The sequence below is a fragment of the Xenophilus sp. Marseille-Q4582 genome, from assembly GCF_916700565.1.
In the GTDB taxonomy this organism is placed as follows: Bacteria; Pseudomonadota; Gammaproteobacteria; order Burkholderiales; family Burkholderiaceae_C; genus Xenophilus.
Genome location: NZ_CAKAKO010000004.1, coordinates 405,067 through 418,023 on the forward strand (window position 1 = coordinate 405,067; position 12,957 = coordinate 418,023).

Below are 12,957 nucleotides of genomic sequence, written 5' to 3' on the forward strand. Positions count from 1 at the left end.
CGCCACCGCAAAGTCCTTGCGGCAGCGGTCCCGTGGCGCCACCCCGTAGACTCGCGGCCATTGAGGAGCTTTCAGCCATGCCAGTGACCCCCGAGGCCCTGCTCGACGCGCTCAAGGGCGTCGAGGACCCGAACACCCAGCAATCCTTCGTGGCCGCCAAGGCCGTGCGCAACATCCAGGTGGACGGCGACGACGTCGCCTTCGACCTCGTGCTGGGCTATCCCGCGCAGAGCCAGCACGCCGACTTCCGCAAGCGCCTGGTCGCCGCGGCGCGCGCCGTGCCCGGCGTGGGCAACGTGTCCGTCCACATCCGCACCGAGGTCGTGAGCCATGCCGTGCAGCGCGGCGTGCAGCTGCTGCCGGGCGTGAAGAACATCGTGGCCGTCGCCTCGGGCAAGGGCGGCGTGGGCAAGAGCACCACGGCCGCCAACCTGGCGCTGGCGCTGGCCGCCGAAGGCGCCACCGTGGGCCTGCTCGACGCCGACATCTACGGCCCCAGCCAGACCCTGATGATGGGCGCCAGCGGCAAGCCCGAGAGCACCGACGGCAAGAGCATGGAGCCGATCCGCGCGCACGGGCTGCAGCTGATGTCCATCGGCTTCCTGATCGAAGGCGACCAGGCCATGATCTGGCGCGGCCCCATGGCCACGCAGGCGCTGGAGCAGATGCTGCGCCAGACCAACTGGAAAGACCTGGACTACCTGGTGGTCGACATGCCGCCCGGCACCGGCGACGTCCAGCTCACGCTGAGCCAGCGCGTGCCCGTGACCGGCGCCGTGATCGTCACCACGCCGCAGGACATCGCGCTGCTGGACGCGCGCAAGGGCATCAAGATGTTCGAGAAGGTGGGCGTGCCCATCCTCGGCATCGTCGAGAACATGGCCGTGCACGTGTGCACGAACTGCGGCCATGCCGAGCACATCTTCGGCGCCGAAGGCGGCAAGAAGCTGGCGGCCGAATACCGCATGGATTACCTCGGCGCGCTGCCGCTGGCGCTGTCGATCCGCGAGCAGGCCGACAGCGGCCGGCCGACCGTGGTGGCCGCGCCCGACAGTGACGTGGCCGGCATCTACCGCGGCATCGCGCGCCAGGTGGCCGTGAGCGTGGCGCAGAAGGCCAAGGACTTCTCGGCCAAGTTCCCGACCATCACCATCAGCAAGAACACCTGAGCGGTTGCGGCGTCCCGCAGGCCGACGCAGCCTGCGCGACCGGTGGTGCTGCGTCGGCTCAGCCCGGCAGCGGAATCGCCCCACACCGCCAGCTCGTTGCCGCCGGGCTCCGCGAAGTGGAAGCGCCGCCCGCCCGGAAAGTCGAAGATGGGCTGCTCGATGCGCCCGCCGCAGGCCCGCACGCGGTCCAGGCAGCCTTCCAGGTCGCGGCGGTAGAGCACCACCAGCGCGGCGCCGCTGCGCGTGCTGGACGCGCGGTCGGAGCGGAAGAAGCCGCCGTCCAGCCCCGCCTGCGCCGCCGCGAAGGCCTGGTACGCGGGGCCATGGGCCGTGAAGCGCCAGCCGACGGCCTGCTCGAAGAAGGCGCGGGTCGCCAGGTGCTTGAGCTGCTCAGGAGGGCCTGCGGTCGCAGGCGTAGGCCGTGCCGCACAGCGCGGCGCGGGCGCTGCCGACCGGGCAGCGGCCGGCGGCAGGGCTAGGCTGCGATCATCGCGTCGGCCTATCGGCTGGGCCGGCTGCAAGGGCAGCCGCGCTGACTTCGCGCCTCCGGCCTTGGCCCGCCCACCATGCAGATTGCCCCTCCCTGCCCCCGCCCCAGCCCCAGCCCGCGCGACGCTGGCTGCGTGCCACGCTGCTGGTGCTGGCGGGCCTGCTGGTCGCGCTGGCGCTGCTGGTGCTGTTCTTCCCGTGGGACCTGCTGCGCGGACCGGTCAACCGCTTCGTGAGCGAGAAGACGGGGCGCACTTTCGAGATCACGCGTCGGCTGGACGTGAAGCCCGGCCTGCGGCAGGCCACGGTCTACCTGGACGGCGTGGAGTTCTCCAACCCGCCGTGGGCGCGCGCCTCGCACCTGGTCAAGGCCGAGCGCGCCGAGATCGACATCCGCCTGTGGCCGCTGCTCGGCGGGCAGGTGGTGCTGCCGCGCATCCGGCTCACGGGCCCCGAACTGGGCCTGCAGATGGAAGCCGACGGCCGCCGCACCTGGGCGCTGGGCAAGTCCGACGAAGGCGAGGGCGGCAAGGGCACCGTGCCGCAGATCGGCCTGCTGCAGGTGGACCGCGGCAGCCTGGACTTCCTGGCGCCGCCCTACGGCGTGGACATGCAGGGCGAGTTCGACATGGACCCGGCGCGCGGCCCCCTGCCGCTGCACTACCGGCTGAAGGGGCGCTACCAGGGCCAGGCGCTGCAGGCCGAAGGGCGCGCAGGCGAGGTGCTGCAGATCGACGCCGTGGGCGCGCCGCCGTTCCCGATGGAGATCCGCGCCCGCGCCGGCGCCACGCGGCTGCAGGCCGAGGGCAGCATCGGCTCGCTCGCGCAGCTCGACGGCATCGATGCGCGCTTCGACCTGCGCGGCCGCACGCTAGGCGACCTCTTCACGCTGCTGGGCGTGGCGCTGCCCGAAACCCCGCCCTATGCGATCAAGGGCCAGTTGCGCAAGAACGGCATGCGCTGGGACGCGGTGGCGCTGGAAGGCCGGCTGGGCCTGTCGGACATCGCGGGCGAGCTGGGTTTCGAGCAGGGCGGCGACCGTCCGCGGCTGGTCGGCCAGTTGCAGTCCAAGCTGCTGGACATGGACGACCTGGGCCCGCTGATCGGCCTGCAGCCCAGTGCGCGTTCGGCGCGTGCCGTCAAGCTCGAAGACATCGCGCCGCCCGTGACGCAGGAGCAGGCCCAGCGCCGCCGCACCGACGGCAAGGTGCTGCCCACGGCGCCGCTGGACTTCGCGCGCCTGCGCGCCATGAATGCCGACGTGCGCTACACGGCGCAGCGCATCCGCAACGTGCGCGACGTGCCGCTTGAAAAGGGGGCCGTGCATGTCAAGCTGCAGGACGCCGTGCTCACGCTGGACCCGCTGGACCTGGGCGTGGCCGGCGGCGGCGTCAAGGGCGCCATCCGCATCGACGGCGCCCGGCGGCCGGCCGACATCCGCGCCTCGCTCGACGCGCGCGCGCTGCAGCTGGCGCGCCTGGTGCCGGCGCTGGAGACGACGGGCAACAGCGTGGGCCGCATCGACGGGCGCATCAACATCGCGGGGGCCGGCGAATCGGTGGCCACCTGGCTGGGCGCCTCCTCGGGCGACGTGGCGCTGCTGATGGGCAGCGGCCAGTTCGGCAACCTGCTGCCGGTGTTCGCGACGCTGGTGGGCGGCGACATCATCAAGTTCATCGCGCGCGGCGAAAAGGACGTGCAGCTGCGCTGCGCGGCCGTGGCCTTCGACATCGACAAGGGCCTGATGACCGGCCGCACGCTGGTGCTGGACACCAGCAATGCCGTGTTCAACGCCGAAGGCCGCATCAACCTGGCCAACGAGCGGCTGGACCTGGTGATCCACCCCGAGCCCAAGGCGCCGAGCATCCTCTCGGTGCGCACGCCGCTCACCGTGGGCGGCACGCTGGGCGATCCGAGCCCGGGCGTGGAGGCCGGGCCGCTGATCGCGCGCGCGGCCGCCGTGGTGGCCGGGGCCACCCTCAACCCGCTGCTGGGCCTGGCGGCCACGCTGGAAACCGGCCCCGGCAAGGACGCGGACTGCGCTGCGGTGCTGAACGAGGCGCGCGCGCCCGACAGCCGCGCGGCGCGCCGGGCCGCGGAGCGCGCCAAGGCGATCCGCTGAGGTCGGCGCGCGGCCCGGATGTGCGATGCTGCCGGCCTCGCACCCCGCGCCGCTTCCATGAATCTCCTGGCTTCGATGCGCTACCTGGTGGCGCTCAATGAACACCGCCACTTCGGCCGCGCCGCGCTGGCCAGCCACATCACGCAGCCCGCGCTGTCGAACGCGCTTCGCGCGCTGGAGCGCGAATTCGGCGTGCTCATCGTCCAGCGGGGCCGCAGCTTCGAAGGCTTCACGGCCGAAGGCCAGCTCGTGCTGGCCACCGCGCAGCGCATGCTGCACGAGCAGGAACTGCTGCGCCAGCGCCTGCGCAGCGACGCCGACCGGCCCCAGGGGGCGCTGCGGCTGGCCGCGGTGCCCACGGCCCAGCCCCTCCTGGCGGCGTTCGCCATCTCGCTGCGGCAGCGCCACCCGGGGATCACGCCCACCGTCGTCTCGATGAGCTCGCAGGAGATCGAGACCGCGCTGGACAGCATGGCCGTCGACATGGCGCTGGGCTACACCGACCGCACGCGGGTGCGCGAAGTGAGCCTCAGCGTGTGGCCGCAGTTCGTGGAGCGCTACCACTTCGTGCGGCGGCTGCCCGAGCCTGCGCCGCCCGCGGCCGACGGCCTGCAGGCGGGGCCGCCCCTGCCCTGGGCCGAGGCCGCCGGGCAGGCGCTGTGCCTGCTGAGTTCGGACATGCACAACCGCGCCATCGTCGAGGGCGCATTCCGCGAAGCCGGCCTGGCCGTGAAGCCGGCGCTGGACACCAACTCCATCCACACCCTGGCCAGCGCGGTCGCGGCCGGCGCGCTGGCGGGCGTGATGCCCGATGGGGCGCTGAGCCTGCTGCAGGGCGGTGCCTTCGAGGTGCGGGCCCTGGTCGAGCCGACGGTGCAGGCGCGCGTGGGCTTCATGAGCCACCGCAGCGACCGCCTGTCGCGGGCGCTGGAAGCCGCGCTGGCCTGGGCGCAGGACGACCGCTGGCGCGCGCAGCTGCACGCGCTGACGGGCAGGGCCCAGGCGTTCTGAAGCGCGGGCGGCGATGGTGGCGCATGCCTTTCATTCGCCGGCTGAATGGTGCCATGCGCCGGTTCAATTGGCGCGATGCCCCTGGTCTGCCTAGACTGGCGGCGGCCGTTCGCGGGGGCCTCGGGCCCGGGGCGCGGCCGGCAAGGTGGGGCGGCGAGCCGACCCCCAGGGAAAGGAGACCCGCATTGAGCGAACAGAAGATCGAGTTCTACAAGGGCCCCGCCGGCGGCTGGGGGGCGCTCAACAGCGTGAAGAACGCGCTGCTGCGGCAGGACATTCCGATCAAGGGCGCCCGGACGCTGCTGTCGGCCAACCAGCCCGACGGCTTCGACTGCCCCGGCTGCGCCTGGCCCGACCGCAACCACCATTCCACCTTCGAGTTCTGCGAGAACGGCGCCAAGGCCGTGGCGGCCGAGGCCACCGCACGCCGCGCCGGCCCCGAGCTGTTCGCGAAGCACACCGTCACCGAGCTGCTGCAGCAAAGCGAGTTCTGGCTGGAAGACCAGGGCCGCCTGACGCACCCGATGGTCTACGACGCCGGGAGTGACAAGTACCTGCCCATCCCCTGGGACGCGGCCTTCGCGCTCATCGCCCGACACCTGAACGGGCTGCCCGACCCGAACCAGGCCATCTTCTACACCTCGGGCCGGGCCAGCAACGAGGCGGCCTTCCTGTACCAGCTGTTCGTGCGCGAGTACGGCACGAACAACTTCCCCGACTGCTCGAACATGTGCCACGAGCCCAGCGGCAGTGCCATGAAGCCGCAGATCGGCGTGGGCAAGGGCACGGTGACGCTGCAGGATTTCGAGCAGGCCGACGCGATCTTCATCTTCGGCCAGAACCCGGGCACCAACCACCCGCGCATGCTGGGCGAGCTGCGCGCGGCTTCCAGGCGCGGTGCGCGCATCGTGAGCTTCAACCCGCTGCGCGAGCGCGGCCTGGAGCGCTTCCAGGACCCGCAGAACAAGAGGGAGATGGCCACGCTGGGCGCCACGCCGATCAGTACGCACTACTTCCAGCTGCGCGTGGGCGGCGACCTGGCCGTGGTCAAGGGCATGGCCAAGCACCTGCTGGAGCGGCAGGACGCGGGCGAGTCGGTGCTGGATGCGGACTTCCTCGCCGAGCACACGACCGGCTTCGAGGCCGTGGCCGCAGACCTGCGTGCCGAGTCCTGGGACGTGATCACCGAGGAATCGGGCCTGACGCTGGAACAGATCCGTGCCGCGGCCGACGTCTACATCGGCGCCAAGAGCGCGATCTTCTGCTGGGGCATGGGCATCACGCAGCACATGCATTCGGTGGCCACCATCCAGATGATGGGCAACCTGCTCCTGATGCGCGGCAACGTCGGGCGCCCCGGCGCGGGCTTTTGCCCCGTGCGCGGCCACAGCAACGTGCAGGGCGACCGCACCATGGGCATCTGGGAGAAGCCGCCGGCGGCGCTGCTGGACCGGCTGGGGCAGGTCTTCGGGTTCGAGCCGCCGCGCGAGCATGGCTACGACACCGTGCAAGCCATCCAGGCCATGCTGGCCGGCAAGGGCAAGGTGTTCTTCGCGCTGGGCGGCAACTTCGCGGCCGCGACGCCCGACACCCACGCCACCTGGCGCGCGCTGCGCCAGTGCGACCTGACCGTGCACGTGGCCACCAAGCTCAACCGCAGCCATGTGGTGCATGGCCAGGAGGCGCTGATCTTGCCCTGCCTGGGCCGCACCGAGATCGACATGCAGGCCGGCGGTCCGCAGGGTGTGACGGTCGAAGACTCGATGGGCATGGTGCACCTCTCCTCGGGCATCAACCCGCCCGCATCGGAGCACCTGCTGTCGGAGCCGGCTATCGTGGCGCGCCTGGCCGCGGCCACGCTCTCGGGCCGCAGCCAGACGCCCTGGCTCTGGCTGATCGAGGACTACGCGCGCATCCGCGACAAGATCGACGCGGTGTTCGACGACTTCAAGGACTTCAACACGCGGGTGGCCGCACCCGGCGGCTTTCGCCTGCGCAACACGGCCAGCGAGCGCGTGTGGAACACGCCCACCGGCAAGGCCACCTTCTTTGCGCACCCGGTGCCGCGCGACACGCCCGTGCACCGCGCGCGCCGCAGCGAGAAGGCGCGCGACACGATCGTGTTCACGCTGCTGACCATGCGCTCGCATGACCAGTACAACACCACGATCTACGGCATGGACGACCGCTACCGCGGCGTGTTCGGCCAGCGGCGCGTGGTGTTCATCCACCCGCAGGACATCCGCGCGCTGGGCCTGAAGGAGGGCGACTGGGTGGACATCCTGGCAGCGTGGGAAGACGAACCCGTGCCGAGCGCGGGCGGCCCCGGTGCCCGGCGCGCCGACAGGTTCAAGCTCGTGGCCTACGACATCCCGCGCGGCAACCTCGCGGCCTACTACCCGGAAACGAACCCGCTGGTGCCGCTGTGGGCCACGGCCATCGTGGCCGGCACGCCAACCTCCAAGGCGATCCCCGTGCGGCTGCAGCCGCACCGCGCGGACCGCGCCGGCGGCGAACCGGCGGCCGAGGCCGCGGCGGCTGCGGCCGCCTGAGCGATGGCCGGCGAAGCGCCACCCCCGCAGGATGCGTCCGACGCGTCCCTTGCGCCTCTGCCGCCCCTGCCGCCCCTGCCGCCCCTGCGGGCCGCGCTGCTGTGCGCACTGGCGCAGGAGGACGGCGAACACGGCGTCTCGCTGCCGCGCCTGGTCAAGCGGCTGGGGCTGGGCGCGAGCGCGTTGATGCGCGAGCTGACCCTTATGGGCGATGCCGTGCTGGGCGGCGTGCAGGGGCCCGGCTGGGTGCGCGTGGCGCAGCAGGACGGGCGCTGGGTGGCGCAGCTCACCGACGCCGGGCGCGAGGCGGCCCGGGCCTTGCCGCCGGCGGCTCCGCTGCATTGAGGGCGTGGACGGAATGCGTGCCGCCGCCAGAATGGAGGCCGCGCCTGCCGGGCGCGCCCGCACCATGTCCATCGAGCCTTCTTCCACCGATTCCCCCATCCCCGCGCTGGCCCGCCTGCCCGTGCAGGTGTTCGGCGAGGCCGGCCTGCCGCCCGACGGCCGGTTGCGCGAGGACACGCTGGCCGCCGAAGTGGCGGTCGCCCTGGTGTTCAACGGCATCTCGCACGCCGTGATGATGGCCACGCCGCGGGACATCGAGGACTTCGCGCTGGGTTTTGCGCTCAGCGAAGGCATCCTCGATTCGGCGGCCGACTGCCGCGGCATCGAGGCCACGGTGCTCGATGCCGCCACCGCCGGCCTGCCCGACGGCATGCCGGGCATCGAGGTGCAGCTGGAGATCTCGCCGCGCACCTTCGAGCGCCTCAAGGGCCGGCGCCGCAGCCTGGCCGGCCGCACCGGCTGCGGCGTGTGCGGGGTCGAGAGCTTTGCCGCGCTGGACCTGTCGCCGCCGCGCGTGCCGGCCCGCCCCGGGGCCGCGCAGATCGGCCTGGCCGAGGTGCTGCGCGCCGTGGAAGGGCTGCGCGCGCAGCAGGCGCTCAACGCCCAGGCCGGCGCCCTGCACGCGGCCGGCTGGGCGGGCGTGGACGGCACGTTGACCGACGTGCTGGAGGACGTGGGCCGCCACAACGCGCTGGACAAGCTGCTGGGCCGGCTGGCGCGCGCCGGCCGCCTGGGCGGCGAAGCTGCGGCGCCGGGCTTCGTCGTCATGACCAGCCGCGGCAGCCATGAGCTGGTGCGCAAGTGTGCGCAGCTGGGCGTGCCGGCCCTGGCCACCGTGTCAGCGCCCACCGCCATGGGGGTGCAGATGGCACGGCTGTGCGGCATCGCCCTCTGGGGGCTGGTGCGGCCGCCGCGCGCCTTGCGCTACACGGCCTGACGGGCCCGCGCGGGTGAGCGGGCGCTCGCCCATCCGTGCCGGCCGGCCGCCCGCCCCCCCCGGCCGCCCGGATGCGCAAAAAGTGTTACAAGCTATATCTAAATGATTCTTGCGGAGACACAATTCCGGGCACGATGACGCCTTCCCGCCAGACCGATTTCGAGCAGATGTTCGACCGGGCCCCGATTTCCCTGTGGCTCGAAGACTTCAGCGCCCTGAAGGCGCTGTTCGACGGCTGGCGGGCCACGGGTGTGACCGACCTGCAGGCCCATCTGGAGGCGCACCCGTCGCGCGTTCAGCAATGCGCCGCCTGCCTGCGGCTGATCAAGGTCAATGCTCAGACACTCAAGCTATTCGCGGCGCGCAGCCAAGAGGAGCTGGAGCAGAACCTGCATGACGTGTTCCGCGGCGACATGCTCACGCGCATGCTGCCGGAGATGCTGTCGCTGTGGAACGGCCGGCTCGACTATTCCAACCAGACCGTCAACTACGCGCTGGACGGCCGCCGCATCGAGGCCCAGATCCACGTGCGCGTGCTGCAGGGCCACGAGGCGAACTGGGACCGCGTGCTGATCTCGCTGGAGGACGTGACCGAGACCGTGGTCGCGCGCCAGCAGCTGGCGGCCAGCGAACGCCACGCGCGCAACCTGTTCGACTACTCGCCCGTGTCGCTGTGGGTGGAGGACTTCAGCGGCGTCAAGCGCCTGCTGGACGAGGCACGCGCCCAGGGTATCCAGGACTTCCGCGTTTTCCTGAGCGTGCATCCGGAGTTCGTGAGCCGCTGCATGCAGGAGATCCGCGTGCTCGAGGTGAACCGCCAGACGCTGCAGATGTTCGGCGCCCAGAGCCAGGAAGAACTGCTGGCCAACCTGAGCCAGGTGTTCCGCGACGAGATGCACGATACCTTCGCCGAGCAGCTCGTCGACCTGTGGAACGGCAAGACCGAGCAGACGCGCGAAGTCATCAATTACAGCCTGGGCGGCTCGCTGATCAACATCCACATGCAGTTCTCGGTGATGCCCGAGCACCTGCAGAACTGGGACCTGGTGCTGCTGTCATTGGTGGACATCACGGCGCGCAAGAAGGCCGAGGCCTACCTCGAGTACCTGGGCAAGCACGATTCGCTCACGCGCCTGCGCAACCGCGCCTTCTACGTGGACGAGCTCAACCGCATCTCGCGCAAGGGGCCTTGGCCGCTGAGCGCGCTGGTGATGGACCTCAACGGGCTCAAGCGCATCAACGACAGCGAAGGCCATGTGGCCGGCGATGCGCTGCTGCGCCGCGCGGGCGAGGTGCTGTCCAACGCCACCGCGGGCCAGCCCTGGTGCGTGGCGCGCGTGGGCGGCGACGAGTTCGTCGCGCTGCTGCCCGGCGCGGACGAGCGCATGGCGCAGGAGATCCGCGCGCGCATCGAGTCGCTGATCGACGTGAACAACCAGTTCTACCCCGGCCACCCGCTGAGCATGGCCATCGGCGTGGCCAGCGCCCAGCAGGCCGGCGAGGTGGAAGCCGCCCTGCATGCGGCCGACCAGGCCATGTTCGAGGCCAAGGCGCTGCACTACGAGGCCCTGGCGGCGCAGCCGCCCCGGCGCGCGGCGGCCTGAGCGCGGGCGGCCGGCACCCGGGCAAATCCCTACGCCCGGCCGGCCGGGCCGCCGCGAAAGCGGCTCGCACGGGGCTTCTGGGCTATCGTCGCGCCCCATGACCGCTTCCCTCCGCCTGGGTGGGCGCATGCTCTGGCGCGACCTGCGCGCCGGCGAGCTGCGCCTGATCGTCGTCGCCGTGCTGCTGGCCGTGGCCGCGCTCACGGCCGTGGGCTTCTTCGCCGATCGCCTGAAGGGCGGCCTGCAGCGCGATGCGCGCCAGCTGCTGGGCGGCGATGCCGTGCTGCGCACCGACAACCCGCCGCCGCCCGAGATCCTGGAGCGCGCCCGCGCGCAGGGCCTGCAGGCCACGCTGAGCTACGACTTCCCGACCATGGCGCGTGCGCCCGACGACAAGGGCGGCGACAGCCGGCTGGTGGCGTTCAAGGCGGTGGATGCCGGCTATCCGCTGCGCGGCAGCCTGCAACTGGCGGACGAAGTGGGCGGCCCGACGCGAGCGGTGCGCGAGATCCCCGCGCCGGGCCAGGTCTGGGCCGACGCGCCGCTGCTCGATGCGCTGGGCCTGCAGGTGGGCGATGCGCTGCTGCTGGGCGATGCCGCGCTCACCATCGCGCGCGTGATCGTCATCGAGCCCGACCGCGGCAGCGGCTTCATGAGCTTCGCGCCGCGCGTGATGGTCAACGTGGCCGACGTGCCGCGCACGGGCCTGGTCCAGCCGGCCAGCCGCATCCGCTACCGCCTGGCCGTGGCCAGCGACGACGCGGCCGCCGTGCAGCGCTTCAGCGAGCAGACCCAGGCCGCGCTGGACGCGGGCCAGCTGCGCGGAGCGCGCCTCGAATCGCTGGAAAGCGGCCGGCCCGAGATGCAGCAGACCCTGGGCCGGGCCGAGAAATTCCTGAATTTGGTGGCGCTGCTGGCGGCCCTGCTGTCGGCGGTGGCCGTGGCGCTGGCGGCGCGCGGCTTCGCCGCCAGCCACCTGGACGATTGCGCCATGCTGCGCGTGCTGGGCCAGAGCCAGCGCCGCATCGCCGCCGCCTACGCGCTGGAGTTCGGGGTCGTGGGCGTGGCGGCCAGCGTGCTGGGCGTGGCCATCGGCTGGGGCGTGCACCACGGGTTCGTGCTGCTGCTGGCGGGCCTGGTGCAAAGCTCGCTGCCCGCGCCTTCGCTGTGGCCGGCGGCCTTCGGTATCGGCATGGGCCTGACCCTGCTGCTGGCCTTCGGGCTGCCGCCCGTGCTGCAACTGGCCAAGGTGCCGCCGCTGCGCGTGATCCGGCGCAACGTGGGCGGGCTCAAGCCGGCCTCGGCCGCCGTGCTGGGCGTGGGCGTGCTGGGCTTCGCGGCCCTGCTGCTGGCGGCCAGCAGCGACCTCACGCTGGGACTGATCGCGGTCGGCGGCTTCGCGGGCGCGGTGCTGCTTTTCGCCGCATTGGCCTGGGTGGCCGTCAAGCTGCTGCGCCGCGCCGTCAACGAAAGCACGGCCCCGCGCTGGCTGGTGCTGGCCACGCGCCAGATCTCGGCCCGGCCGGTGTACGCCGTGGTGCAGGTCAGCAGCCTGGCCGTGGGCCTGCTGGCGCTGGTGCTGCTGGTGCTGCTGCGCACCGACCTGGTCTCGAGTTGGCGCCAGGCCACCCCGCCCGATGCGCCCAACCGCTTCGTGCTCAACGTCATGCCCGATCAGGAGCAGGCCTTCCAGCAGGCGCTGCGCGACGCGGGCGTGCAGACTTTCGACTGGTACCCCATGTTCCGCGGCCGCCTGGTCGCCATCAACGACAAACCGGTCTCGCCCGACGACTACACCGAGGAGCGCGCCAAGCGCCTGGTGGACCGCGAGTTCAACCTGAGCAACGCGGCCGAGGCGCCGGCGCACAACCGGGTGCTGAGCGGCGCGTGGACCGCGGGCGAGGCCGGCGCGGTGAGCGTGGAAGACGGCCTGATGGCCGAGCTGGGCCTGAAGCTGGGCGACCGCCTGCGCTTCGACATCGGCGGGGTGCAGAGCGAGGCGCGCATCACCTCCACGCGCGAGGTGGACTGGGGTTCGCTGCATGCCAACTTCTTCGTCATGTACCCGCTGGCGCAGATGCCGGCCGAGGTGCCCGTCACCTACCTGGGCGCTTTCCGCGCCCCGGAAGCAGGGCCCCCACGCTCCCCCGCTGCGCGAGCTCCGCTGCCCCCCGAGGGGGCGCTTTCCCTCTCGGGGCGGCCCAGCGATGGAAGGGCCGGCTTCGACAACGCCCTGGTGCACCAATTCCCCAACATCACGCTGGTGGACATGAGCGCCACCATCGCCCAGGTGCAGCGCGTGCTGGACCAGGTGATCCGCGCGGTGGAATTCCTGTTCGGCTTCACGCTCGCGGCCGGGCTGGTGGTGCTGTTCGCGGCCGTCACGGCCACGCGCGAGGAACGCGCCAAGGAGTTCGCCGTAATGCGCGCCGTGGGCGCGCGCGCCGCGCTGCTGCGCCAGGTGCAGCGCGCCGAACTGGCCGGCGTGGGCCTGCTCGCAGGCCTGCTGGCCTCGCTGGTGGCCTCGGTGATCGGCTGGGGCCTGGCGCGCTACGTGTTCCAGTTCACCTGGACCGGCTCCCTGTGGGTGCCGCTGGGTGGGGCGCTGGCCGGCGCCGCGCTCGCACTGATGGCTGGCTGGTGGGGGCTGCGAGAGGTGCTGCGCCGGCCCGTGGTGGCCACGCTGCGCCAGGCGGCGCAGTAGGGCCACCGCCGGCGGTGCCAGGAC

General features: G+C 72.2%; 9 protein-coding genes. 8 read left to right on the top strand and 1 reads right to left on the bottom strand.

The window, feature by feature from the left end:
- Positions 1 to 77 precede the first annotated feature (77 nt).
- Positions 78 to 1,169 (top strand): iron-sulfur cluster carrier protein ApbC, encoded by a 1,092-nt coding sequence (gene apbC, locus LG388_RS17245; RefSeq protein ID WP_225783964.1) that lies wholly within the window; start codon positions 78 to 80, stop codon positions 1,167 to 1,169.
- Here the strand turns inward: apbC and LG388_RS17250 are convergent.
- Positions 1,070 to 1,690, bottom strand: a complete 621-nt coding sequence (locus LG388_RS17250; protein ID WP_225783965.1) for a VOC family protein — start codon at positions 1,688 to 1,690, stop codon at positions 1,070 to 1,072. The two genes, apbC and LG388_RS17250, sit on opposite strands and share 100 nt — an antisense overlap.
- 98 nt (positions 1,691 to 1,788) lie before the next feature.
- On the opposite strand from LG388_RS17250, the gene LG388_RS17255 reads away from it, so the two are divergent.
- The 7 genes from LG388_RS17255 to LG388_RS17285 all read left to right on the top strand — a co-directional run bounded on the left by LG388_RS17255 (position 1,789) and on the right by LG388_RS17285 (position 12,933).
- Entirely contained in the window at positions 1,789 to 3,780 is a 1,992-nt protein-coding gene (locus LG388_RS17255; protein WP_225784410.1) for an AsmA family protein, read from the top strand.
- A gap of 57 nt (positions 3,781 to 3,837) precedes the next feature.
- Positions 3,838 to 4,791: a LysR family transcriptional regulator gene (locus LG388_RS17260; RefSeq protein WP_225783966.1), complete on the top strand. Its 954-nt coding sequence runs from the start codon at positions 3,838 to 3,840 to the stop codon at positions 4,789 to 4,791.
- Positions 4,792 to 4,976: 185 nt separating this feature from the next.
- The gene (locus LG388_RS17265) at positions 4,977 to 7,343 is read left to right on the top strand and encodes an FdhF/YdeP family oxidoreductase (protein ID WP_225783967.1); all 2,367 of its coding nucleotides are present in this window, start codon (positions 4,977 to 4,979) and stop codon (positions 7,341 to 7,343) included.
- A 3-nt stretch (positions 7,344 to 7,346) separates the two neighbouring features.
- Positions 7,347 to 7,688 carry a hypothetical protein gene (locus LG388_RS17270; protein WP_370630185.1) on the top strand — a complete coding sequence of 114 codons (342 nt, stop codon included), beginning with the start codon at positions 7,347 to 7,349 and terminating at the stop codon, positions 7,686 to 7,688.
- Positions 7,689 to 7,752: 64 nt separating this feature from the next.
- On the top strand, positions 7,753 to 8,625 hold the full coding sequence (gene fdhD / locus LG388_RS17275) for a formate dehydrogenase accessory sulfurtransferase FdhD (RefSeq protein WP_225783968.1): 873 nt from the start codon (positions 7,753 to 7,755) through the stop codon (positions 8,623 to 8,625).
- Positions 8,626 to 8,759: 134 nt separating this feature from the next.
- Positions 8,760 to 10,229: a GGDEF domain-containing protein gene (locus LG388_RS17280; protein WP_225783969.1), complete on the top strand. Its 1,470-nt coding sequence runs from the start codon at positions 8,760 to 8,762 to the stop codon at positions 10,227 to 10,229.
- A 97-nt stretch (positions 10,230 to 10,326) separates the two neighbouring features.
- Positions 10,327 to 12,933 carry an ABC transporter permease gene (locus LG388_RS17285; RefSeq protein WP_225783970.1) on the top strand — a complete coding sequence of 869 codons (2,607 nt, stop codon included), beginning with the start codon at positions 10,327 to 10,329 and terminating at the stop codon, positions 12,931 to 12,933.
- Positions 12,934 to 12,957 lie beyond the last annotated feature (24 nt).